Annotated in this window: 22 protein-coding genes; 7 read left to right on the top strand and 15 right to left on the bottom strand. The window is 64.5% G+C overall.

All coding sequences use genetic code 11. From position 1 onward, the window contains the following. Positions 1-208 precede the first annotated feature (208 nt). Both AC1DQQ_RS01405 and AC1DQQ_RS01400 read left to right on the top strand, forming a co-directional pair. Positions 209-2,494, top strand: a complete 2,286-nt coding sequence (locus AC1DQQ_RS01405) for a nitric-oxide reductase large subunit (protein WP_478044069.1) — start codon at positions 209-211, stop codon at positions 2,492-2,494. Between the two features lie 51 nt (positions 2,495-2,545). Continuing rightward, positions 2,546-3,718: an NnrS family protein gene (locus AC1DQQ_RS01400; protein ID WP_478044068.1), complete on the top strand. Its 1,173-nt coding sequence runs from the start codon at positions 2,546-2,548 to the stop codon at positions 3,716-3,718. A 75-nt stretch (positions 3,719-3,793) separates the two neighbouring features. Here AC1DQQ_RS01400 and AC1DQQ_RS01395 read toward each other — a convergent pair whose 3' ends face one another. From AC1DQQ_RS01395 to AC1DQQ_RS01355, 9 genes are all read right to left on the bottom strand, one after another. Then, on the bottom strand, positions 3,794-4,690 hold the full coding sequence (locus tag AC1DQQ_RS01395) for a DMT family transporter (protein ID WP_478044067.1): 897 nt from the start codon (positions 4,688-4,690) through the stop codon (positions 3,794-3,796). Then, a complete protein-coding gene (locus AC1DQQ_RS01390) occupies positions 4,687-4,953 on the bottom strand; it encodes a metal-sensing transcriptional repressor (protein WP_478040058.1) in 267 nt (88 codons plus the stop codon). The genes AC1DQQ_RS01395 and AC1DQQ_RS01390 overlap by 4 nt, the downstream gene beginning before the upstream one ends. Before the next feature lie 86 nt (positions 4,954-5,039). Next, positions 5,040-5,906: a YncE family protein gene (locus AC1DQQ_RS01385; protein WP_478044066.1), complete on the bottom strand. Its 867-nt coding sequence runs from the start codon at positions 5,904-5,906 to the stop codon at positions 5,040-5,042. A 232-nt stretch (positions 5,907-6,138) separates the two neighbouring features. After that, complete coding sequence (gene chrA, locus AC1DQQ_RS01380) at positions 6,139-7,542, bottom strand: chromate efflux transporter (protein WP_478040053.1); 1,404 nt, start codon at positions 7,540-7,542, stop codon at positions 6,139-6,141. Further along, positions 7,539-8,387 carry a chromate resistance protein ChrB domain-containing protein gene (locus AC1DQQ_RS01375; RefSeq protein WP_478044065.1) on the bottom strand — a complete coding sequence of 283 codons (849 nt, stop codon included), beginning with the start codon at positions 8,385-8,387 and terminating at the stop codon, positions 7,539-7,541. Before AC1DQQ_RS01375 ends, chrA begins: the two co-directional genes overlap by 4 nt. Positions 8,388-8,502: 115 nt before the next feature. Beyond that, positions 8,503-9,123: a TetR/AcrR family transcriptional regulator gene (locus AC1DQQ_RS01370; protein ID WP_478044064.1), complete on the bottom strand. Its 621-nt coding sequence runs from the start codon at positions 9,121-9,123 to the stop codon at positions 8,503-8,505. 39 nt (positions 9,124-9,162) lie between these two features. Beyond that, entirely contained in the window at positions 9,163-10,329 is a 1,167-nt protein-coding gene (locus AC1DQQ_RS01365) for an SO2930 family diheme c-type cytochrome (RefSeq protein ID WP_478044063.1), read from the bottom strand. After that, positions 10,326-11,561, bottom strand: coding sequence for a parallel beta-helix domain-containing protein (locus tag AC1DQQ_RS01360; protein WP_478044062.1), 1,236 nt, complete (start codon positions 11,559-11,561; stop codon positions 10,326-10,328). Before AC1DQQ_RS01360 ends, AC1DQQ_RS01365 begins: the two co-directional genes overlap by 4 nt. Before the next feature lie 17 nt (positions 11,562-11,578). Continuing rightward, on the bottom strand, positions 11,579-14,020 hold the full coding sequence (locus AC1DQQ_RS01355) for a TonB-dependent receptor (protein WP_478044061.1): 2,442 nt from the start codon (positions 14,018-14,020) through the stop codon (positions 11,579-11,581). A gap of 207 nt (positions 14,021-14,227) precedes the next feature. Between AC1DQQ_RS01355 and AC1DQQ_RS01350 the strand changes: the two genes are divergently transcribed. The 3 genes from AC1DQQ_RS01350 to AC1DQQ_RS01340 all read left to right on the top strand — a co-directional run bounded on the left by AC1DQQ_RS01350 (position 14,228) and on the right by AC1DQQ_RS01340 (position 16,834). After that, entirely contained in the window at positions 14,228-14,530 is a 303-nt protein-coding gene (locus AC1DQQ_RS01350; RefSeq protein WP_478044060.1) for a PadR family transcriptional regulator, read from the top strand. Beyond that, complete coding sequence (locus AC1DQQ_RS01345; RefSeq protein ID WP_478044059.1) at positions 14,527-15,177, top strand: hypothetical protein; 651 nt, start codon at positions 14,527-14,529, stop codon at positions 15,175-15,177. The genes AC1DQQ_RS01350 and AC1DQQ_RS01345 overlap by 4 nt, the downstream gene beginning before the upstream one ends. Before the next feature lie 151 nt (positions 15,178-15,328). Beyond that, complete coding sequence (locus AC1DQQ_RS01340) at positions 15,329-16,834, top strand: serine hydrolase domain-containing protein (protein WP_478044058.1); 1,506 nt, start codon at positions 15,329-15,331, stop codon at positions 16,832-16,834. Between the two features lie 35 nt (positions 16,835-16,869). Here AC1DQQ_RS01340 and AC1DQQ_RS01335 read toward each other — a convergent pair whose 3' ends face one another. The 3 genes from AC1DQQ_RS01335 to AC1DQQ_RS01325 form a co-directional block, all read right to left on the bottom strand. Further along, a complete protein-coding gene (locus AC1DQQ_RS01335) occupies positions 16,870-17,787 on the bottom strand; it encodes a GNAT family N-acetyltransferase (RefSeq protein WP_478044057.1) in 918 nt (305 codons plus the stop codon). Continuing rightward, positions 17,784-18,728, bottom strand: coding sequence for a polysaccharide deacetylase family protein (locus AC1DQQ_RS01330; protein ID WP_478027755.1), 945 nt, complete (start codon positions 18,726-18,728; stop codon positions 17,784-17,786). The genes AC1DQQ_RS01335 and AC1DQQ_RS01330 overlap by 4 nt, the downstream gene beginning before the upstream one ends. 203 nt (positions 18,729-18,931) lie before the next feature. Continuing rightward, positions 18,932-19,360, bottom strand: a complete 429-nt coding sequence (locus AC1DQQ_RS01325) for an organic hydroperoxide resistance protein (RefSeq protein ID WP_478044056.1) — start codon at positions 19,358-19,360, stop codon at positions 18,932-18,934. Between the two features lie 130 nt (positions 19,361-19,490). On the opposite strand from AC1DQQ_RS01325, the gene AC1DQQ_RS01320 reads away from it, so the two are divergent. Then, a complete protein-coding gene (locus AC1DQQ_RS01320; protein ID WP_478044055.1) occupies positions 19,491-19,922 on the top strand; it encodes a MarR family winged helix-turn-helix transcriptional regulator in 432 nt (143 codons plus the stop codon). A 6-nt stretch (positions 19,923-19,928) separates the two neighbouring features. On the opposite strand, the gene AC1DQQ_RS01315 is transcribed toward AC1DQQ_RS01320, so the two are convergent. Beyond that, entirely contained in the window at positions 19,929-20,765 is an 837-nt protein-coding gene (locus AC1DQQ_RS01315; protein WP_478044054.1) for a helix-turn-helix transcriptional regulator, read from the bottom strand. 105 nt (positions 20,766-20,870) lie between these two features. Between AC1DQQ_RS01315 and AC1DQQ_RS01310 the strand changes: the two genes are divergently transcribed. After that, positions 20,871-21,776, top strand: coding sequence for an SDR family oxidoreductase (locus tag AC1DQQ_RS01310; RefSeq protein WP_478044053.1), 906 nt, complete (start codon positions 20,871-20,873; stop codon positions 21,774-21,776). A gap of 22 nt (positions 21,777-21,798) precedes the next feature. Here the strand turns inward: AC1DQQ_RS01310 and AC1DQQ_RS01305 are convergent, their stop codons facing one another. Continuing rightward, entirely contained in the window at positions 21,799-22,221 is a 423-nt protein-coding gene (locus tag AC1DQQ_RS01305) for an endonuclease domain-containing protein (protein WP_478027750.1), read from the bottom strand. Between the two features lie 89 nt (positions 22,222-22,310). After that, a complete protein-coding gene (uvrC, locus tag AC1DQQ_RS01300) occupies positions 22,311-24,230 on the bottom strand; it encodes an excinuclease ABC subunit UvrC (RefSeq protein ID WP_478044052.1) in 1,920 nt (639 codons plus the stop codon). Positions 24,231-24,253: the final 23 nt, after the last annotated feature.

The raw sequence follows: 24,253 nt of genomic DNA, 5'->3' as shown, positions 1-24,253 counted from the left end.
GGGCGGCCTCTAATGCCTTCGCAGCGTCGGTTACGTACTACTACGTAGTGCTTGTAGCCGGATTGGAGCGTAGGCCCTCGGCGCAAGAAATATTCTCATTTGATCCGGTCGCGCGATCAACTGTTGGCGCGGACGGATGACGATATCCAGCGCCCACCAAGGTGTCACGGGTGGCCTGTCCAAATCCCGCGAGTAGGGGGACGCCGCCATGGCCGACTACACTTCACAATTCTCGCTTCGTCGTCTCTGGATCATCCTCGCGGTCGGCATGGCGATCATGTTTGGAGCGCTGCTCTATTTCGGCGCGCAAATCTATCATTCGAAGCCGCCGATGCCCGGCGCGGTCCGCTCGGCGTCGGGGGAAATTCTCTACTCCGGCGAGGAAGTCCAGCGCGGGCAAAGCGTATGGCAATCGACCGGCGGAATGCAGCAGGGCTCGATCTGGGGCCACGGCGGCTACGTCGCGCCCGACTGGAGCGCCGACTGGCTTCATCGCGAGGCCGTCGCGTTGCGTGAGCGCATCGCAGGAACCGATTTCAACGCAATGCCGGAGCCCGAACAGGCGCGCGTCGGCGCGATCCTGAAGCGCGAAATGCGCACCAATGGCTATGATCCGCAAACCACGGCGATCACTGTCAGCGATCAGCGCGCCGCCGCGATCAAGGCGACCGCGGCGCATTTTGAGGACCTGTTCACCAACCGCACGCCGGCCGACCAGCATCTGCGCGAGCTTTATGCCATGCCGCAGCACGCGATCCTCACCAAGGACGAAGCGCATGCGCTGAGCGGGTTCATCTTCTGGACGGCATGGGCAACCGCCGCCGAACGTCCAGGCGACACTATCAGCTACACCAGCAATTGGCCGCACGAGCCGCTTGTCGGCAACACGCCGACCGGGGCGATCTTCCTGTGGAGCTTCCTGTCGATCTTCGTGCTGCTCGGCTCGATCGGTGCGTTGGTCTGGTACTATGCCCGCGAGTTCGACGTCTGGCGGCGCGACCTCGAACCGCTCGAAGGCTTCGCCACAACCGACGCGCTGGCGACGATTACGCTCACCCCGTCGATGCGCGCGACCGCCAAATATTTCTTCGTCGTCACCGCGCTTCTCCTGACACAGGTCCTGCTTGGCATTGTCACCGCGCACTACGCGGTCGAGGGTCAGGGTCTCTACGGCCTGCCGATGGCCGAATATTTCCCCTATGCGCTAACCCGAACCTGGCACACGCAGCTCGCAGTATTATGGATCGCGACGGCTTGGCTCGCCACCGGCCTCTACGTCGCTCCACTGCTTGGCGGCCGCGAGCCCAAATTCCAACGATTTGGCGTCAACTTCCTGTTCGTCAGCTTGCTCGTCATCGTGATCGGGTCTTTTGCCGGCGAATGGGCGGCAATCAACCGCCAGATGGACACCGGCGCCACCAATTTCTGGTTTGGCCATCAGGGCTATGAGTATCTCGATCTCGGCCGCTTCTGGCAGATCTATCTTTTCGTCGGACTGCTGCTCTGGACCGTGCTGGTGCTGCGCGGTGTCTGGCCCGCGCTCAAAGAGAAAGGCGGCACGTCGCTCGTCTTTCTTGTCGTCATCTCCACCGTCTCGATCGGCCTCTTGTTCGGCGCAGGGCTGCTCTATGGCGAACGCACCCACATCTCGATCATGGAATATTGGCGCTGGTGGGTCGTCCATCTGTGGGTCGAGGGCATCTTCGAGGTGTTCGCGACTGCGATCGTCTCGGCGCTGTTCGTGAAGATGGGGCTGGTCCGTATGTCGGTGGCGGCAACCTCCGTGCTGTTCGCAACGGTGATCTTTCTCGGCGGCGGCGTGCTCGGCACCTTCCACCACCTATATTTCAGCGGAACGCCGACTGCGGTGATCGCGCTCGGCGCGGTATTCTCCGCGCTCGAAGTGGTGCCGCTCGTCGTGGTCGGGTTCGAGGCCTATAATCGTGCCAAGGTCGAGCATCAGCAGGAATGGCAGACCGTCTATCACTGGCCGTTCGCCTTCTTCGCGAGCGTGTTGGTGTGGAATATGATCGGCGCCGGCATGTTCGGCTTCTTCATCAATCCGCCGATCGCGCTCTATTACATGCAGGGCCTGAACACGACCGCCACGCACGCCCATGCTGCCTTGTTCGGCGTCTACGGCATGCTCGGAATTGGCCTGATGCTGTTCTGCATGCGCGGACTGTCCGATCCGTCGCGCTGGAGCAACCGGCTGCTCAAGACCTCGTTCTGGTGTCTCAACATCGGCCTTGCGATGATGGTGTTCCTGTCGCTGTTCCCGCAGGGCCTGTACCAGACTTACCTCAGCTACACCGAATATTATGCCTACGCCCGAAGCGCCGAGGTGATCCATAGCCCCCTCATGCAGGCCTTGGTCTGGGCTCGTGTGCCCGGCGATCTCGTCTTCACGGTCGGGGTGGTCGCTTTCGCGATCTTCATGGTGAAGGCCCTGTTCTTGCGCGGCGGCCGTGAGACAGCCGTCGCTTCGGAATAAGGGGTGACGACGACACGGGGAGAGCGGATGCTTGCGCTTCGGCGCGCGCGGATGGCGGCGTCGCCGCCATTCCTGCGCGGTGGCTTCCGGCCGTTCTTCTTCCTGGGCGCGCTCTGGGCGGTCGTGGCACTGGCGCTTTGGCTTCTCGTGCTGTGGGGCGTGCCGGCTCTTCCCACGGCATTCCCGCCCCTCGCCTGGCACCGGCACGAGATGCTGTTCGGTTTCGTCGGTGCGGTCGTCGCAGGTTTCCTGCTGACCGCGATTCCGAACTGGACGGGCCGGCTGCCGATCGCCGGGTTGCCGCTCGCCGGACTTGCCGGGCTATGGGCAGCGGCGAGGCTGGCGGTGCTGTTCTCAGCCGTTACCGGCCCGGCCGTCGCGGCGTTGCTCGATATCGGATTCTATCTCGTGCTCGCCGGGTTCGCTGCCCGTGAGGTCCTTGCGGCGAAAAACCGCAATCTCCCTCTCGTCGGCATTGTTCTCCTGCTCGGCGTCGCCAACTCGATCGATCACGCAACTGCGCTCGGGCTCCTGTCCGACCCCGACATCGGCGCCCGCGCCGCGATCGCCCTCATCGTCATGATGATCTCGTTGGTCGGCGGGCGGATCGTCCCGTCCTTCACACGCAACTGGATGACCAAACAGGGGATGACCGAGCGGCTGCCGTCGCAACCCACGCGCTTTGACATGCTCGTCCTCGGCGTGAGCGGCATCGCGCTTCTGGCGTGGGTGGCGCTTCCGGACTCGCCGGCTACCGGCTGGCTCCTGGTCGGCGCGGGACTGTTGCAGACGCTCAGGCTCTCGCGATGGGGCGGACTCAGGTCCGCGCGCGATCCGCTCGTCCTCATCCTTCATGTCGGATATCTTTGGGTGCCGGTGGGTCTGTTGCTGCTCGGCGTCAGCATTCTGGACGTTTCGATTCCGCGATCGGCGGCGATTCATGCCCTTACTGCCGGCGCAATGTCGACAATGATTTTGGCCGTTATGACCAGGGCAACTTTGGGCCACACGGGCCGCGCGCTTGTCGCCACCAAGCCAACAATCCTTCTCTATTGCCTGGTAACCCTGGGCGCGGTTCTTCGCGTTACCGCCGGACTTGGTCTGATCGACTATGCAATCGGCAGGGACGCCGCGGCGGTGGCGTGGGCAACCGCGTTCGTCCTGTATCTTGCGACATATGGCCCGATGCTGTTCGGGGCGCGGCCGGGCGAAGAAAACGCCTGATACAAACGCCTCGACTGACGCTGCCCGGCGCACCCTGGATCCACCCCTCAGCACAATGAGGTATTTTTGGCTGACCTAGCCGATAGCCTCTTCCGGGCGCTGTTCCGTCAGATGCAGCCAGACGCCAAGCGCCATCAGCAGTCCGGCGCCGAGAAGCGACCAGCTCCAGGCTTCGCGCAAAAGGGCAAGGCTGAGCACCGCGCCGAGGAACGGTGCCGTCGAGAAATAGGCGCCGGTCCGTGCCGCGCCGACCTGGCGCAATGCCAGTACGAACAGCACCAGACTGATCCCATAACCCAATAGCCCGATCAGGCCGGAGAGCGCGATCGAACCCGCGGACGGCAAGGTAGCGCCGGCGATCAGGGCAAGGCTGACGTTCACGATGCCGGCGACCAAGCCCTTCACCGCCGCCAGCGCCGGTGCATCAGCGTGCGATATCCGCGACGTGCAATTGTTGTCGATTGCCCAGCAGAGACACGCCGCGCCGATCGCAAGCGCGCCGCCGACCATTGCCCGACCCGATCCTCCGCCGAGCGACAGCAACGCCGCCCCGGTGACGATCGCTATCATGCCGAGGCCGATACGGAGGTTGAACGGCTCGCGAAAGACGACCCAGGCGATCAGCGCGGTAAACACCCCCTCCAGCGTCAACAGCAACGATGCCGCCGATCCGGTCACCGTCGTCAGCCCCAGCATCAGCAGCGCCGGGCCGACCATGCCGCCGAACACCACTGCCGCGGCGAGCCAAGGCAAGTCGGTCCGCTTGAATATCCAGCCCGTCTGTCCGCTTGCGATGCGAAAGATGGTGAGGCCGGTTCCCGAGCCGAGATACAGCAAGCCCGCGAGCATCAAGGGATCGATACCCGACACCACCGCTTTGGCGGCGGGAGTGGAGGCGCCGAACAAGGCGGCGGCGGCGATCGCCAGCAATCCGCCTCTGCGTATGTCGCCCAGCGCGAACGGCCTGGTCACAGATATTTGGCCAGGGTCGCGATACGCGCCAATTCCGCTCGGCCGGCGTCGGTCAGCGGTCCGGTCGCGGTTTCCAGATGATGCTCGATATGGTCGATGACCAGCACCTTCTTTGCCGCCTCGAGCGCGCTGATCACTGCCTGCATCTGTTGCGCGATGTCGAGGCCCTCGCGGCCGGTCTCGACCATATCGATGATCGTGGCCAAGTGACCGTGGGCGCGGCGCAGCCGGTTGAGAAGTTTTGGATCGTTGGCGTGGGACATCGCGCGGGCATATCCTCCCCGGGAGGATATGGCCAGTCTCGATAGCGGTTCATTCGGGCCCGACGAAGCATCGCGATTCGAAGAGGTCAGTGCGTCTTCAGCACCCACAAAGCGGCCGTCGCGCCTCCGCGTGCGGGGATGGCGACGATCAGTGAGTGAAGTTCGGGCACGAACAGTCCAGTGCGTGCGCCGGGTGCGGTCGCGACGCGCACGATCTGGCTATCGGCGTGCGTCGTCGACGAGACATCGACATGGCCCGCGCCGCAGACGAGGAGGAACCGGTCGCCATCGACGAACAGATCGTCCGCATCGCCACACCCCGGTCGGGTCGACACCACCTCCCCTGCCATCGACCGCACCTGAAGCGCCGCCGGCAGGCGGTAGGCGAGCGCGAACCAGCCGCCGTCCGGGGCGATAGCGAGCGGGAAGTTCAGATTTCGCATTCCCGTCGACCAGGTCGCGGTCACCGTCCCGGCGTCGATGTCGGCGGCGACGATCGATCCGCGATCGGGGATGTTGATGAGCGCCTTCCCACCGGTCAGCCGAAACCCCTCGGGGTGTCCGGCGAGCTTGAGCGTGGACAGCAGGCGATGCGTCGCGGGGTCGATCACCGCGAGCGCACCGCCGCCGTAACCGACGATGACGTGACCATTGCGGGCATCGACCCGGACATTGTCGGCATCGTCGCCCAAGTTCAGCACGGCCATTTCGCGCCGATCGGCTGCGCTGTAGAAATGTACCGATCCATCACCACACGCGACGACAAGCTGTCCATCGCTGAGGACGGCAACGCCCTGCGGCTCGTGCAGGCCAGTGATCCGGCCCAAGACCCTGCCGTTCTCCAGATCCACGGCGTCAACCGTGCCGTTGGCATATTCCGCAACGAACACCTGCATGTGCGGCAGGTCGATCGCGAGATGGTCGATGCGTCCGGCGACGCCCGGTAGCTTCACTGTCCGCTCGAGCCGCAAAGGCGACGACGGATCATTCGCTGACACGGTTCGGGGCGACGCATGGCAAGCGCTCGACATCGCCAACGCTGCCATCACTGCCGCGAGCCTGACCATGCTTTTCATGCCGGACCGTTCACGCAGCCTTGGCGAAGCGCGCATCGGCCGAAGACCAGTCCGTCGTCGCCATGAAGGCGTCGACATACGAAAGGCCGAAAGGAGGCCCGATCAACGATCACCGGACGATCCCCGCGAGGTTCAGCGCGATGCCGATTGCGGACGCCGCGCCGAGGGTGGTGAAGATGCCGATCTTGAACCGGAACACCGCGAGGATCGCGAGCGCGGCAAGCGCCGCTGCCCAGGGATCGATGCTCGCGACCAATGGCGCGTCGAAATGGATCGGTCCCGCGGTAACCGGCACGGTGCCGCGAAAGATCGTGTGGATCGCGAACCAGATCGCGAGGTTCAGGATGACGCCGACCACCGCCGCGGTGATCGCCGAGAGCGCGCCGGACAGCGCGACATTGCCGCGCAGCCGCTCGATGAACGGCGCGCCGAGGAATATCCACAGGAAGCAGGGGATGAACGTCACCCAGGTCGCGAGCAGACCGCCGAGCGTGCCGGCGAGCAGCGGCGGGAGCATCCCGGGATGCCGATAGGCGCCGATGAAACCGACGAACTGGAGCACCATGATCAGCGGACCCGGCGTCGTCTCCGCCATGCCGAGTCCGTCGAGCATCTCCTTCGCGGTCAGCCAGTGATAGGCGTCGACCGCTTGCTGCGCGACATAAGCGAGCACCGCATAGGCGCCGCCGAAAGTGACGACCGCCATCGTCGAAAAGAATGTCGCGATCTTGGTGAAGACGTCGCCCGGTCCGAACAGCAGCAGCAAGGCGACGACCGGCGCCAGCCACAGCACCAGCCAGATCGACGCTTGCCGCAACGACTGGCCAAGCGTCGGATTGGCGTGTGCCGGCAATTCCTCGCCCAGCAGCGTCTCCGCGTCGGGCACGATTGTTCCCTTGCTCGCGCCATGGCCGCCGCCGACCAGAAAGGCGGCGATGCCGGCGCGGCTGCCAACATAGCCGATCAGTCCGGCGCCGAGCACGATCACCGGGAACGGCACGTTGAGGAAGAAAATGAGGATGAAGGCACTGCCTGCCAACGCGCGCATCGCATTGTTCTTGAGCGCACGGCTGCCGATCCGCACCACCGCCTGCAGCACGACCGCGAGCACCGCGCATTTGAGGCCGAAGAACAGTCCGGCGACCAGCCCGACATGGCCGTAAAGCACGTAGATCCAGCTCAGCGCCATGATCGCCACCACGCCCGGCAGCACGAACAGGCCACCGGCGACGATCCCGCCCTTCGTCCGGTGCATCAGCCAGCCGATATAGGTGGCGAGCTGCTGCGCTTCGGGGCCGGGCAGCAGCATGCAATAATTGAGCGCATGCAGGAACCGGTGCTCGCCGATCCAGCGCTTCTCCTCGACCAGGATGCGGTGCATGATCGCGATTTGTCCGGCGGGGCCGCCGAAGGACAAGGCGGCGATGCGCAGCCAGACCCAGAAGGCCTCGCCGAGCGACACCGGCGCCGGGCGGGTCACGGGCGTCTCTGCGGCGAGTGCGGCCGCGGTCATGCCGGGGCCTTGCCGCGCGAGACCTTGGACTGGTGCGACACCCAATCGTGAGTCTCGTGCGTGGCGTCGCGGCACCAGCGAAACAGCGCATCATAGACCAGCATTCCGGCCTCGAGCTGCGCCAGGTCATCGGAATACATGCGCGATAAGCCGAGCGAGATTGCCAGCAGCCCCGCGGCCTGCGGCACCAATTCCGGACGCCCGGTATCAGCACCGCGCACGATCTCTGCCAGTCGAGCGAGGCCAGGCAGGCTTTGCAGATCGAACCGCTCGACCATCACGTCGAACGTGCAGCGCTCGCCATCATGGCTCCAGATCACGCCGTCGCCCTCGATATCGAACGGCGCCGCCCCGAAGCGCTCGGCGACCCCTGCGACTTCCGACGGGCTGACGAACAGGAACACAGCCTGCGGATCGACGAAGCGGCGGATCAACCACGGGCACGCGATGCGATCGACCTTGGGGCGCGCCCGTGTCACCCAGAGCGTGCGGCCCTGGCCGTCGCGCTTCGGCAACACCGCATCGGGGATCATCGGCAGCTCGGCGGTTGCCCAGCCGGCTATGCCGCCGTCGAGGATTTCGGCGGCGATTCCCTCGTGCCGCAGCCATGCCGCGACCCCCTCGCTGAGCTCCCGTCCGTGCTGGCCGCTGACCACGATGCCGCGCCCTGCGAATTCGCGCGCCCAGTCGGTGACGGCGGCGTGGTCCCGTCGCAGCGCGCCGGGCAGATGGCGCGGGTCGGCGACAAAGTTGTCGGCCGTCCGGACGTCGATAATGGCCGGGCAGTTCGGCGTGCCGATCAGCCGCGCAAGTTTGTCGGGAGTGATTGCATTGATGGCAGGCATGGCGCGTCCTTCGAAAGAATCGGGACGCGATACTTCAGCATGCCGCCTCGTGGGGAAATCGCCGACCCCATGACCATATTGAGCAATGTCGCCGTTCGATTGTCAATGACGAAGGTCAGGTCGCCAGGCCGCCGCGCATCATGTTGGCGACGGTACGGAACACGGCGTCGGCCAGCACGCCCGGTTCTTCGTACAACATTTCGTCCGCGCCAAAGCCGAGTTCGACGGTGAGGCGGATATACAGCCACAAATCGTCGCGACTCATGTGCGGAAGGTGCGGCGCATAGGCCTCGACCAGCTTGCCGGTGACGTAACGGTGCGAGTCGATGCGGACATGGGCAAGCCGGGGTGAGCCGTGGAGCGCACGCAGGATCCAGACCGCTCCCGGTTCGGCGCGCGTGATCGCCGCATTTTCCCGCAACAACTCCTCGATATTATCCTGCAGATCGTCGAGCCCCTTGCCGGCGTGGCGCGCGATCCACGCCTCGAGCACGGTGTTCTGGCGCTCCATCAATCGCAGCCCCAGTGCCTCCAGCACCGAATATTTGTCCTTGAAGTAGCGATACAGGGCGGGGGGCGTGAGGCCGGCGCGCGCGCAGATCAGGTTGGTCGATATGCGCTCGATGCCGACCTCGGCGAGCAATTCCCCCGCTACGTCGAGCAGCAGCTCATAGGTTTGCTGCGCGCGCTCCTGTTTGGGGAGCGGGCGTGGACTATCGCTGGGAGGCACGATCATGTCAGGCCTTGATCGATGGCGGTGGCGCGATGGACCAGCTCATCGCGCGGCCTGTCCGGTTCCGTCATCCTCGGTGCACGCGCCTTTCAGGCTCAGGATATAGTCGAAGATCAACTTGACGCCTTCCTGATGCTCGATGTCGCGGCCCAGCTCGGGCATCATCACGCCGGGATCGGTGCTGGCGAGGCGATAGGGCAGGATCGAGCGCTCGGGATGGCCGGGCACGACGTCGAACGGCCGGTCTCCGGTACCGCGCCCGGCCGCGACCGGCGGCTTGCACATGCCGAGCAGGCGCGGGTCGATCGTCGCCGCGTCGAGCCATAGCCCCGAGGTGCGCGCCGCGCCGGTCGGATTGTGACAATGGCTGCAATTGATATCGAGATAGGCACGCGCACGATCGACCACGTCGATCTTGAGGTCCTGCCAGTTGGCATTGCGCGGCACGGCGCCGGCGGGCACGCCGGTCAGATAGCCCATCGCGACCAGCCGCTTCAGCTGGTCGATCTCGCCACCTTCACCGGGAAAGTCGCGGTTGAGATGGCGCGCTTTCAGCCCGATCGGCTCGACCGCGCGCGTGCGAGAATCCTGGACATGGCAACCCGCGCACTGATTCTGGTTCGGCACGGAATAGTCGAACGACACCTTCTTCCCGCCCTCATCGAGCGTCAGCGCGATATCGGCACCGGTCCGCGCCAACGTCGCGTCGCGGCCGTCGGTATCCCAGATATACGGCAGGGCGACCCAGCCGGTCGCGCGCCGGACCAGCAATCGAGTCTCGATCAGGCGGACGTGGCGGAGGTCGAGGCCCGCGACGCCAGTCTGATACGTCGCCGGCGTCATCTTGACGACCGTGTCGCTGGTCTGCGGATCCGTCGCGCTCGCCGGGGCGGTATAATAGAAGGTCTTGGTGACGATCGTCCCGACCGGAAAGTCGAAGGCGGTATCCGGCCGATAGGCGGCATGAACTCCCTTTGGCATCCAGATCGTCCGCCACTTCTGGGCATAATCGCTGAACAAAGGCGTCTGCAGTTCGTAGGTCACCATCCCCGCGTGCGGGGCGATATGGCCATCGGCCACGGTGAACAGACCCCAGGCCGACAGCTTTTCCGGATTGTCGTCGGCATGGAAGGTCACGACCCGCGGCGCATGGCCGCAGGCCGCGAGCAGCAGCGTCGCGCAGAGGGAGACGACCAGGCGAACGATCATGACTTGGTGCCGCTGTCCTTCGTCATCGCGTCGGGCAGCACGATCGCGGGCAGACGGGTCGGCGGCGCGCAATTGCGCCCCGTATCGATCCGCGCCCCGGCGAATTTGGACGGGCCATCGGCGTTGAGCGTCTTCGCCGCGCCATTCTGGACACAGATGCCCGGATCCTTGATCTTCGGATTGGTGAACCCGTCCCACAAGATATCCGGCAGCCGCCCGCCATTCACCGCCTTGAGCGGGACGAGCGTCGGGTTGCCGGGATCTTCGCCCCCGCCCGAAAAACGATTGCCGGTGACATAGATATTTTCCGGATACGGATCGTACGCCGCCGCGATGCCGCGCTTGGTATCGAACCCGGTCGAATAATAGCTCGAGATCAGGACGTTGGCGGTCTTGTTGTCCTTGATATCGTTATCGAAAATCTCGACCTGGTCGTTGGAATTGACGATCACCCCAGATCCCGCCGGCACCGAGCTGACCGCGCTGCCCTTCGCTCCGAAATTGGCGTGATTGTTGGCGACAACCTGGTTCTTGAAGACGCGCGTCTTGCTGCCCGGCACCGGCAGATTGGGCATGTTGAACACCAATATGCCGCCGGCATTGCCGGTGGCGGTGTTGCCATAGACGTCGGCATTGTTCGAATTCTCGATCTCGATTCCGGCGACATTGCCCTCGGCACGATTGTCGCGGACGATGATATTGTTCGATTGCCCGACATAGATGCCGGCGTCGGATGCCCCCTTCACCACGCTGCCTTCGATCAGCACGTTGGTGACCTGCACCGGATAGAGGCCATAGGCGCCGTTCGAGGTCTTGCTGCCGCCGGTCCATTCGGCGCGAACCCGGCGGATCACGGTGTTCTTGACGCCGTTGACCTTGAGCGCGTCGCCCTTGGTGTCCTCGAACGCCAGATCCTCGATCGTGAAGTCGTTGCCGGTGACCAGCATGCCTTCGGCGCCCGAACTCTGTTTGGCGAAGGACAGGATGGTCTTGCCCATGCCCGCGCCGCGGATCGTGACGCCGTCCACCGTCAGGCTGAGGCTGCGGCTCAGCGCATATTTGCCTGCGGGCACATCGATCACGCTGCCAGGTTTGGCGTCGAGCAGCTTCTGCTGCAGGTTCTTCTCGAAATCGGGATCGACGGTGAAGCCCTGTTGGTCGACTTTCGGTCCGCAGCCGCTCATCAGCGCAAGCATCGCGACGCAGCCCGCGAGCGCAATTCCTTTGGTCATCATCCTCTCCCGTTCGATCAGAATTTGAGTCCGAGCTCGATGCCGTAAAAGCCGGGCTGGTCCCGCCGGACATAGGGCGTCTGGAACGTGTCCGCGGTTATCGTATTCAAGGTGCGCAGATATTTCTCGTTGAGCAGATTCTCGGCGAACAGCGCGATCGAATAGCGCTCGCCGGGAGAGCGCCAGCCGATCTTGGCGTTGACGATGTTGCGCGGCGCCCACAGCTTGTCGATCTTCGACAGATCCACGCCTGCGCCGCCGGCCGCGACGGGCGTCGCGATGAACGCGTTGATCGCGCGCGCCGCATCGTTGAGCCGTTGGCGCGAGGTATAGCTGTAGCTGGCGTCGCCGAAGATCGTGCCGTTGCCGGTATCGTGCTTGTAGTGCAGCCCGATGATGCCGCGGAACACCGGCTCGCCGGTCGGCTGGCCCGAAATATCGATGCCCTGTTCGACCCGCTTCACCCATTTGGACTCGATCAGTCCGGCGGTGCCGGTGATCGAGAAATCGCGCGAGACCACGAATTGCGTGTCGAGATCGAGGCCGTACGCCTCGGAGTCGCCGGACAGCGTGATATATTGCGGAACCGCGCCGCCAGTATTCTCCAGGCTGAGCGCCTGGCGGTTGCTGTATTTGAAATAATAGCCGGAGAGGTTGAACCGCACATGGCGGTCGAACAGTTCGGACTTGATGCCGCCTTCGAAATTCCAGACCTTTTCCGGTTCGAAGAAGGAATTGACCTGGACCGAGTTGAACCCGCCGGCCTTGTAGCCGCGCGAGGCCGAGGCATAGAGGTGGACGTCGGGGGTCGCATCAAATTGCACGACGAAGCGCGGCGAGACGTCGTTGAAGGCTGCCCGGCGCGTGAACTGCACGCCTTCCAGCGCGCCTTCGTCGAAGATCAGGCCGTTCGGGCCGATCGTCGCGCCGAAGAAATCGGACACGCTGAACAGGCCGTCATCGGGAAAGGCCGGCACGCCGAGGATCGCATTGTAGAGTGCGCCGGGCGCCTTGATCGCATCGAGCCCGGGGGCGGAGAACGGGCCGTTGAACCAGCTGAATTTCTTCAGATCGTGCGTATAGCGAATGCCGGCGGTCAGGCTCAATCGCGGCGTCACCTTGAAGGTCGCATCGCCGAACACTGCATAGCTGTCATTCGCCGCGCGGTTGCTCATCGTCTCCTGAAAGGTGTTGCCGAAGACCGGCAAGCCGACGCTGTCGAGGATCGAGAAGATCGGGAATTGCCCAGCCGTCGCGTCGCTGATCAGTCGGTTCACCGAATCGGTCAGCGCCGTCACGATACTCTGCTGGCGGCCGCGCTCGTGATAATAGCTGACCCCGGCGATCGCACTGATCCGGTCGCTTTCATAGCCCAGCCGCACTTCCTGATAGAGGCTGGAATTCCGTTCGGCATTCTCAGTGTCGAGATAGCGGGTGGGATCGTTGGTGCCGTCCTCATCCTCGCGATTGTGCGTCTCGAAATGCTTGAACGAGCTGATGCTGGTCAAGGTGAACGCGCCCATTCGCTGGGTCGCGGTCAACGAGACCCCATTGAGGATACGGGTTTCCTTGTTGCCGATCACGTCGTTGGCGAACGGGCCGAACGGATCCGTGCTCAGCGCAAAGGCGCTGATCCCGACCGCCGCCGGGCCGTCCTTGTTGGTATCGTCATGATCATAAGCGAGGACGAAATCGGTATTGGCGCTCGGCGCCCAGCGCAGCGCGACCCGCCCCGAACTGCTGTCTTCCCGCTCGCGATCGTCATGGGTGACCGCGTCCTTCATAAAGCCGTTGCGGCGATTGATCACGCCGTCGACGCGCAAATACAAAGTGTCGGTGATCGGCACATTGCCCATCACGTCGAGCTTGGTCTTGGCATAATTGCCGAACTGCGCCGTGGCAGTCATTTCCGGCTCGGGTGACGGTTTGTTGGTGATGATCGAGATCGCGCCGGCGGAGGTGTTGCGGCCGAACAGCGTCCCCTGCGGCCCCTTCAGCACCTCGACCCGGTTGATGTCGTTGAAGAAGATCAGCGACGATCCCGAGCGGCCGGAATAGATGCCGTCGATGAAAATGCCGACCGACGGGTCGGTCCCGATCCCGAAATCGTCGGTCGAGACGCCGCGAATGGTGAAGCTGGGTTGCGTCACCGACGAATCGTTGATCGTCAGACCTGGCGTGAAATTGTCGAGATCGCCGATCGATTCGGCGCTGAGCGCCTTGATATTGGCGGCACTGAACGCGGCAACGCTGATCGGCACCGTTTGCAGCGACTGTTCGCGGCGCTGAGCAGTAATGATGATGTCGCCCAGTTGCCCCGAATTGTCGGTCGCTGCGGCCGGGGGCGTCTGCGCCTGAGCGGGGTCTGGCTGCGGTGCCGGGGCGGTTTGCGCGCCCGCCGCGATCGACCACAACATCGCAGTTCCCGCCAGCAGACCTCTTTCGATCACGCTCTTCATGGGCTCTCCTCCCGCTATTTTCGCGGATTGGAGGTCATAATAAAATGATAGTCAAGGCTATATTATGCGGGCTTCTTGGTCTGTATTTGGGAAGCTCCGCTTTCGGAGGCCGCGCGGGCATCAATGCGCGCAGCGATCACGCCGAGAGCGCCACAGATCTTGAATAGCTCGATTGACTCACAAATCTACATATGTTGTATTGAGTCTATGGCTACCGGTCGTCGCCCTTCCAAGCAGATGCTCAAGCTCCTCAATGCGCTGTCAACTCAGCCTCAGAAGTGGCGCCACGGCTACGATATCATGAAGGAAACCGGGCTCTTCTCGGGAACCCTGTATCCTTTGCTGATGCGATTGACGGAGCAGGGGCTGGTCGAGGCGGAATGGCGCGAACCGACGCAACCCGGTCGGCCCGCGCGGCATGCATATCGATTGACGACGCAGGGCCTCGCGTTGGCGAGGGCAACGACTGAAGAGCGGATCTTGTCGGGATTGAAGGAGGCGCGCGTATGACGGCGAACCTTGCACGCGCCGCCATGGCGTTGGCGGAAGCGTGCCTTGGCGATCACCGCCGCGAATGGGCACTGGCGATGCATAGGGAGTTCGAAATCGCCGTTCGCGATGGAAAACCGCTTCTATTTGCGCTCGGGTGCCTGGTGGGTGCTTGGCGCGAAATGCCGAAGCAGGCGGAGGGGCGGTTCACGCTGACCAGCCACGCCGTCGCGCTGAGCCTCCTTCCGCTCTCGGCGCTGTTGCTTTTGGGCACGACCTCCGGTTTTCCCTTTCTGCCAGCCGGATATACCGGGATATCCGGCTGGCTCTCGGGAAGCGGCGAGGCGTTCCGGTTGTTGTTGCTGACGCCCTGGAACCGTGGCTTTGCGCCGGTCTTCGTACCGATGATCTGGGTACTTGCCGCCGGACATCTGTTGATGCCCTGGTTCATTCTGGAGCGGAACTGGACCCGCGTGGGCACATTGGCCCGCGTCAACAGCGCGGCGACGGTCACGCTGTTCCTGTTCACCGGCATCGTGTTTCTCGATGTAACGTTCATGTCGCTGTCTGTAGTTGGGCTGGCGATCGAACTCCTGGCGATCTGGCTTCTTTACAGATGGCAGACGCATATCCTCGCCGAGGCTCCGCCCGGAACGTCTCTGGCCTAGTTTTCCGAAATTTACCCTGCAGCGTGGGAACTGAACCCGGTCGTTAGTCGCCCGGCGGTGGACAACAGCGCCTTGCGCTGGGGATGGTGACTCACGCGCGTTACGCGATGTCGCTGGCCTGGTCCGATCGATGAAATGAGGGAGAAGATGGATGCGCAAGGACCATAAGCTCATATTGCTAAGCTCGATCGTAGTTGTCGTGCTCGCCAGTCCCGCAGCCGCGCAACCGGACCGATGCCCGGCTCCGGCCGAGGCCGCGGGCGGACCGAGCAACGTCCATACCCGCAACGTAGAAGCGAACCTGCGGCCGCCGGTCATCACACCGGGTGACAAGCCGTTCAGCCTGGCCGAGCGGATGCGCCAGTATGACGTGCCGGGACTCAGCGTCGCGGTGATCCATAACGGCAAGCTCGCCTGGGCGCGTGGCTGGGGTTTTCGCGATGCCGCGAGCTGTGCGCCGGTCACACCGGACACCGCGTTCCAGGCGGCATCGATCAGCAAGGTCGCGACCGCGATGCTGGCTCTGCGGCTGGTCGAGCAGGGCAAGATCGGGCTCGACCGAAACATCAACGACGCGCTTCGTTCATGGCAGTTGCCGAAGGATCCCAAGCTGGCGCCCAACGGCATCACCCTTCGCGAGTTGCTGAGTCACACAGCCGGACTCGGGGTTCATGGTTTCGCCGGCTATTTGCCGGGCGCGCCGCTGCCGACGCCTGTCCAGATCCTGGACGGCGCGTCGCCCAGCAACAGCGAGCCAGTGCGCAGCGTGCTGCCGGCCGGCGGACAATATCAATATTCCGGCGGCGGCTACGTGCTGACGCAACTCGCCCTTTCCGACGTGAGTGGAATTCCCTTCGCCGAACTGGCCGACCGCGAGCTGCTGCGCCCGCTTGGCATGACGCGCAGCGCCTATGCGCAGCCGCCTTCCGCAGCGATCCGCGCCGACATGGCATTCGGTCACGCCAATGGCACACCGATTCCCGGCAACTATCACGTCTACCCCGAACTGGGGCCGGCAGGATTATGGACCAGCGCGAGCGACCTCGCGCGATTGCTGATGGACATTCAAGCCTCGGCCGCGGGCAAAAAAGGGCACCGCCTTTCGCCGGCCATGACCCGTGAGATGCTGACACCGGTCAAGGACAATTGGGGACTCGGAACCGCGCTATACACGACCGGCATCGCGCGATTTGGCCATGACGGCGTGAACGAAGGCTTCCAATCCTTCATGATTGCCTATGTCGGCAAGGGCGAAGGCATCGTCGCGCTGACCAACGGAGGCCAGGGCCGGCGGCTGATGGACGAAGTCGTTCGCGCCGTCGCGACCGACTATGGCTGGACGGATATTGCGGCGCCGGCGACCGAGGAGAAAATGCTATCGCTCGCAGAGCTCACCAAAGCTGCTGGGTATTTCGAGGGCCCCGGGCTCTCGGTCGTTCTGGAAGCGAGGCCGGAGGGACTGTTTGCGTACACCGGCGGCCCCTCCCCCGAACGTCTGATCGCACTGTCCAGCACGCGTTTCCTGTCCACCGCCATGGGCGTCACCGCCGAGTTCGCTCCCGATTATTCGAGCTTCACCTTCATCGAAGGTGGCCCACCGATGAAGCTGGTCCGCTCAAAGGCAGCGCCACCTGTGACGAAACCGGATGGATCGTAAACGGAAATAGGTGACTCAGCGGAGTCCATCTCCACTCAAGCGCGGCGGATCTTCTTCGCCAAATCCTGCAACCCCAGCCGCTCCACGCTCGCCTTGGCCAGTGCCATCGTGCCGTCGAACCCGGCGAGCGCCGCCAATACGAGGCGATTGGCCAGGGTTGGGCGCAGCAGCAGCAGGTCGCAGCAATCGACGCCGCCGGTGGCGAACTGGCGCTTGTGCTGGCCGTCGCCCTCGGTGAAGTCGAAGCGGCGGCAGGCGGGGTCGGCGAACAGGTCGCGCAACGCCTCGACCTGGAGCACGGCACCGACCGACAGATCTCCGAACCGCGGATCGTGGCCGACATACTCGTAGATCACGGTGCAGTCATGGACGGGACAATAGAGATAAGCGGCCGGCTCGCCGCCAACGTACAATAGCCAGGCGCGGACATTGCCCTCCGCCGCCATGACGTACATGCGCTGGAGGAAATCGGGCGTGTCGGGCAGGCCCGCACCCATCAGCTTTTCCTGATAGGTGGCGAGCGCGAGGCGGCGGGCGACCTCGTGGAACTCGCGCAATTCGGCGGGAGTCGCGAAGCGGCGTATGTCGAGCGTACCGCCCGAGGCGGCGGCGACCTTCTTCGCCTTGCGCTTGATGCCCGAGCGCGTGTTCGACGACAGGCAATCGAGATAGGCCTGAAACCCGATCGTCAGGTCGGCGTAGCGGCGCGTGTAGCGCTGCCGCGTGAAGGCGATCGCCGGGCTGGCCGCATAGGCGAGCGCATGGCGGTGGTGCTCGGCGAGCGAGGTGACGAGATAGCCGTCAGCGGTCGGATCGAGCGCCGGCAGATCGGGCAGGTCCCCATCGATCGCGTCGTCGAGGCTGAGCGGCACGCGAACGAGGTCGCGGCGGATCGCGCCGAGCGTGCGCGCGCCGATCTGGAATTTGAGCGGCAGCGGGCGCGCCGTGCTCACGCCGCGCGTTCCTCGACCAGGTTCGACCAGAGTTGCTCGGCCTGGCGCCAGCGCGTGCGCAGCATGTTGGGGGCGAGCGGAGTCGCCTGACTCGCACTGGCGAAGTCGGGCAAGTCGCGGAACCAGGTGGTCGGCAGCGTCGATCGCGCGTCGGCGAGCATTGCGCACAATCCTTCGAAGCGCGCGACATGGACGCCGTTGGCGCGCGTGCCGGCGCGATTGGCGAGCTCGAAGCCGTGGCTGACGACGGTCACCGCCTCATGCTCCTCAGCCACCGCATGATCGAGCGCGGCGCGCATCTCGCCCAGCGACAACGCGCAGATCTGGAAATGGCGCAGATTGCCCGGCACGTCCTCGATCACCGTCACCGGGACCTCGGTCACGCCATTGTACGCGACGGGGGCGATCTGGCGCTGCGGCAGACCGATCTGGCTGGGCCACGGCGCGTCGGCGCCATTATGGCTGCTGTCGTAGCGGAAGCCGAGCTCGGCGAGCGCGACCAGCGTGTCGTCATTGGCGGCATAGCTGCCGGCGCGGAAGGCGACCGGATCGGACGCGCCGCATGCCTTGAGCAAGTCGCGCGCGCCCGCGATCAGCGCGCGTTGTTCGTCGAGATTGTAATCGATCAGCTCGAACCGGCCCGAGCTCTTGCCGGCATCGTCCGCTCTCGCGCCCGCCCAATTGGGGTGCATGTGCAGTTGCACCTCCTGCCCCGCCGCGAGGATCGTTTCAACCACTGGGCGGATCGCGTCGAGCCCGAACACCATGGTCGGCATCGGGTCGACGAAGAACGTGCCCTTGAGGCCGTGGCGGCCAAGCATATCGAGCTGATAGCGGATGCCCACGCCGGCGGGTTCGAGCGAGCGCGCGATTTGGGTCGCAAGGTCGCAGCCAGCGGCGTGATGGCGCCACATCAGCTCGGTATCGATGGTGAGGAACACGGCTGTCACGCCGCCGGGGATTAGCGGCAGACGGTGAAGATTTTGCCAATCCGCCAGGCGGCGGCTGTTACTAGCCCCTCCCCTTCAGGGGAGGGGTTGGGGGTGGGGGATGCCTCGCAGAGAGTGTCGCCTGCCGCACTACCCCACCCCAACCCCTCCCCTGAAGGGGAGGGGCTGACCGAGCTTCACCCTCATTCGCAGCCTCAGGCGTGCTCGACGACCGAAAGCCGGACCGCGAGATTGCCGCGAGTCGCTTCCGAATAGGGGCAGACGATGTGCGCGGCGTCGACCAATTCCCGCGCGGTGTCGGCATCGATCCCCGGCAGGTCGACCGCGAGCGCCACGTCGAGCCCGAAGCCGCGGCCATCGTCGCGCTTGCCGATGCCGACATTGGCGGTGACCTTGGCGTCATCGGCGATACGGATCTTGCGCTGCCCGGCGACGAAGCGGACCGCGCCGAGGAAGCAGGCGGCATAGCCGACGCCGAACAATTGCTCCGGATTGGTGCCGCCACCGGCCCCGCCGAGTTCCTTGGCGGTCTGCAACTCGACGTCGAGCAAGCCGTCTTCGCTGCGGCCATGACCCGTGCGGCCACCGGTGACAGTGGCGCTGGTGCGATAGAGAATGTCCATGACTGAGGCTCCTTACATATATCGCGATAACTATTGTCGCGATGGCCGAAATAGCGTCGAGTCTGCCCTTGTCAAGATAAAACTTATCGCGATATACGTCTGCAAAGAAATTTAACGGCGGACGCGACCGATGGATGTGATGAAGCTCGACGACCAGCTCTGCTACGCGCTCTATTCGGCGAGCATGGCGGTGCAGCGTGCGTACAAGCCGCTGCTCGACCGCATGGGGATTACCTATCCGCAATTCCTGGTGCTAAACCTGTTATGGCATGACGGGCGGCAGAATGTCGGCGGATTGGCCGACAAGCTCGCGCTCGAATCGAGCACGCTGACCCCGTTGCTCAAGCGGCTGGAGGCGGCCGGGCTGGTGACGCGGACCCGCAACCCCAAGAACGAGCGCGAAGTGCTGATCGAGACCACGCCCGAGGGCGAAAAACTCAGATCGGAAGCGGGGTGTCTGGCCGAACGGCTGGTCGAGGCATCGGGTGCACCGGTCGCCGGGATCATCGACCTGAACGCGCGCGTGAAGGATTTTCGCGATCGGGTCTATGCCGGGCTGTGACCCTGGCTACGCATCACCCGATCGAGCGGCCATCAGCGATCGGATGCGGTCCGCACTCTCGGACGTGACGGGATTGTAGACGATCATCCCCAGATCGGGGCGCCCATCCACCGCGAAGATCGAGAATTCCAGTTCGATCAGCCCGATTTTGGGATGCCGGATGCGCTTCACGCCTTCCGCATGGCCGACGACGTCGTTGGCCCGCCAAAGAGCCGCGAATTGGGGGCTGGTCTGCGACAGCTCGTCGACCAACTGCGCGATCTCCGCGCCCGCCCCGGCGCGCATCGCGTCGGCGCGGAACGACGCCACCACGAACCGCGCGACGGCCAGCCAATCGTCCTGCGCCGCCTGCACCCGTTCGTCGGAAAACATCATCCGTAGGATATTGCGCCGATCCGGGGGTAGCTTGGCATAATCGGTCAGCAACGCGGCCGCCGCGTCGTTCCATGCCACGACGTCCCAGGTCGCGGTCTTGATCAGCGTGGGGCTGGGCGACAAGGCATCGAGCACGCGTTGCAACCGCGGCGTCACACCCTCGGCGCCGCGGTATCGCGCCTCCGGCGGGCGGCCGAGGCCGAGGATGAACAGATGCTCGCGCTCGGGCTCGGTCAGCATCAATCCGGCAGCGATGCGGTTGAGCACGTCGGCGGACGGCGCGCCGCCCCTGCCCTGTTCGAGCCAGGTGTACCAGGTCGGGCTGATATTGGCGCGCTGCGCGACTTCCTCACGGCGCAGACCCGGAGTGCGGCGGCGCCCTCCACCCAATCCAAACGCCGCCGGATCGAGCCGGGTACGACGATCGCGCAGGAAGGTGCCGAGCGGATTGGCGGGTTCGGCGGGCATGAGCTGGGCGATCCTGTTGATGATTATACCATGATAAGATCACTACTTTTACAGGATGGAGGATAACCCGACATAGCCCGTCGAACAATATCGAAAGGCTGTTCCATGCGTGTCTTCCTCACGGGCGCCACCGGCTTCATCGGCTCTCGCATCGTCCCCGAACTGCTGGCGGCAGGGCATGAGGTGCTCGGCCTGACGCGGTCCGACGCCGGCGCGCGCGCGCTCGAAGCGGCTGGTGCGCAGGTCCATCGCGGAGATCTGGAACAGCCCGACACGCTGCGCGCCGGCGCGGACCAGGCCGATGCCGTGATCCACACCGCGTTCGATCACGATTTCTCGAATTTCGTGGCGAATTGCGACAAGGACCGCCGCGTCATCGAGGCGATGGGCGCCGCGCTCAAGGGATCGAACCGACCGCTATTGATCACCTCGGGCACCGGCATCGGCAATCCCGAGTCGGGCGGACCCGCGACCGAGGATGTGCTGAACAGAAACCACCCCAACCCGCGCGCCGCGTCGGAACTGGCGGGTCAGGCATTGCTCGACGCGGGCGTGAACATCGTCTCGATGCGCCTGCCGCAGGTCCATGACACCGTGAAACAGGGTCTGGTTTCGCCCTTCATCGACCTTTCGAAGGCGAAGGGTGTTGTCGCCTATATCGGCGAGGGTACCAACCGCTGGCCCGCGGCGCATGTGCTCGATGTGGCAAAGCTCTATGTCCTCGCGGTCGAGCGGTCGGCGCCCGGCGCGCGCTATAACGCCGTGGCCGAAGAAGGCATCCCGGTCCGCGACATCGCCGAGGTCGTTGGCGCGGGCCTGAACCTGCCCGTCATTTCGCTGACTCCCGAAGAAGCGCCGACGCATTTCGGCTGGCTCGCGATGTTCGCCGGACTCGACCTTCCTGCGTCCAGCGCCAAAACGCGCGAGCTGCTCGGGTGGGCGCCGACCGGGCCCGGACTGATCGAGGACCTGAAGCGGATGGATTATTCTAAGGTTGCGACGGCCGGCTGAGACAGGACAAACTGCTTCACACTCATCGTTCAGCACTACGCGTACGTGGCACCCGGATTCTCCCCTCCCTGCAAGGGAGGGGCTGGGGGTGGGTGCCGCCGAGGCACTCGGCGGCCTGCAACAGAATATACTCGGCGGCTCCGTCGGGATTAGCCAGCACGTCGGAATTCCACAGGCGAATGACGGTCCAGCCTCGGCGCCTGAGATATACCGACCGCCTCTCATCATAAGGCACGCGATCGATGTGCTGACTGCCGTCGAACTCGACGGCCAACCGAGCGCCACGGCACGCCAGATCGATGATGAACGGCGCAACGACGAGTTGCCGGGTCAAAGCCGGCCGGTGCCGCGAAACGCGATGCCAGATCGCGAATTCAGCCGGCGTGGGATTGTTGCGCAATTCGCGCGCTCTTCGCGTCAGCTCTGGATCGATACGGCGGCGCATGTGGCAAGCGTATCGTGGCGCGCTGCGCGCGCCAACCCACCCCCATCCCCWCCCTTTCAGGGAGGGGAGTTTAGTAGGGCGAGCCGCCTCTACCGCGAATGGTAAAAGTCGTAGACCTGTTGCGCGACGGCGGCCGACACGCCTGGCGTCTTCTTGAGGTCATCGAGACTCGCCCCCCGCACCGATCGCGCAGTGCCGAAATGCATCAGGAGTGCCTTCTTGCGCGCCGGGCCGATGCCGGGAACCTCGTCGAGCGGTGATGCGCCAATCGCCTTGGCGCGTTTCGCGCGATGCGCGCCGATCGCGAAGCGGTGGACCTCGTCGCGTAGCCGCTGGAGGTAGAACAGGACGGGCGAATTGACCGGCAGCATCAGCTCGCGGCCGTCCATCAGATGGAACACCTCGCGCCCATCGCGGCCGTGATGCGGCCCCTTGGCGACGCCGACCAGGCAGACGTCCTCGATGCCCATTTCCTCGAGCACGCCCTTGGCCGCGTTCAATTGCCCGCGGCCGCCGTCGATCAACACGAGATCGGGCCAGTCGCCTGCGTCGCGGTCGGGATCCTCGGCCTGGGCACGCGCGAAGCGGCGGCCGAACACCTCGCGCATCATGGCGAAATCGTCGTCAGTCGCAGCATGTTTGATATTGAACTTGCGATACTGGCCCTTGCGGAAGCCCTCCGGCCCCGCGACGACCATCGCGCCGAGCGCGTTGGTCCCCTGGATATGGCTGTTGTCGTAGATTTCGATGCGGTTGGGCGGCTCGGCCAGCTCGAACAGGTCGGCGACTTCGCGCAGCAATTTCGCCTGGGTCGTGCTTTCCGCCAGCCGCCGATCGAGCGCTTCCACCGCGTTGCGCTTGGCCTGTTCCATCAGTCGGCGGCGGTCGCCACGTTGCGGTACCGACAGGGCGACCTTGTAGCCCGCGCGCTCGGCGAGCGCCTCGCTCAGCAGCGCGCCTTCAACCAGTTCGCGGTCGAGCAGCACGTTCCGCGCAGGCGGCACTTCTTCGTAGAATTGGGTGAGGAAACTGGTCAGCACCTCGTCCTCGGGCACCTCGTTGGTATGCGCGGGGAAAAAGCTGCGATGCCCCCAATTCTGCCCGCCGCGGATGAAGAAGGCCTGGATGCCCATCACCCCGTCGCGGCAGGCGAGCGCGAAGACATCGGCGTCTCCGACCCCTTCAGCGTTGATTGCCTGCGTCCCTTGGATGAAGGTCAGCGCCTTCAACCGGTCGCGCAGCACCGCGGCGAGCTCGAAGTCCATCGCTTCGGCCGCGGCGGTCATCTGCGCGCCGAGCTTGGTCTGCACCTTGGTCGACTTGCCCGCGAGGAAGTCCTTCGCGTCGCCGACCAGCTCGGCATAGTCATCGACCCCGATCCGCCCGACGCACGGCGCCGAGCAACGCTTGATCTGATAGAGCAGGCACGGCCGGTCGCGCGTCTTGAAGAAGCCGTCGGTGCACGAGCGTAGCAGGAACAGTTTCTGCAGCGCGTTGAGCGTGTTGTTGACCGATCCGGCGCTGGCGAAGGGGCCGTAGTAATTGCCCTTGGCGCGGCGCGCACCGCGATGCTTCTGGATGCGCGGAAAGTCGTGGTCGGCGCGCAGCAGGATGAACGGGAAGCTTTTGTCGTCGCGCAACAGCACATTGTAGGCGGGACGGAAACGCTTGATCAGCTGCGCTTCGAGCAGCAACGCCTCGGCCTCGTTGTTGGTCGTGACGATCGTCATCGACCGCGTCTGCGCGACCATCCGCTGCAGGCGCTTGGGCAGCCGGTCGACCTGGGTGTAATTGGTGACGCGGTTCTTGAGCGCGCGCGCCTTGCCGACATAGAGCACGTCGCCGCGCGCATCCTGCATGCGATAGACGCCCGGGCGAGCCGGCAGGGTCTTCAACACATTGCGGATCGCCGCCACGCCGGCGGCAAGGTCGGGCACCTCACCACCGCCGCGGACGGTGTAGGTGGCTTTGTCTTCGTTGAATCGGGTCGGCGAATTGGGGTCGGACATGCCCGGCGAATCTAGGGACTCGC

The sequence above is a fragment of the Sphingomonas sp. P4_G3 genome, from assembly GCF_056401105.1.
The sequence above is the reverse complement of the archived record's forward strand: the minus strand, read 5'-3'. Positions and strand labels throughout refer to the sequence as shown.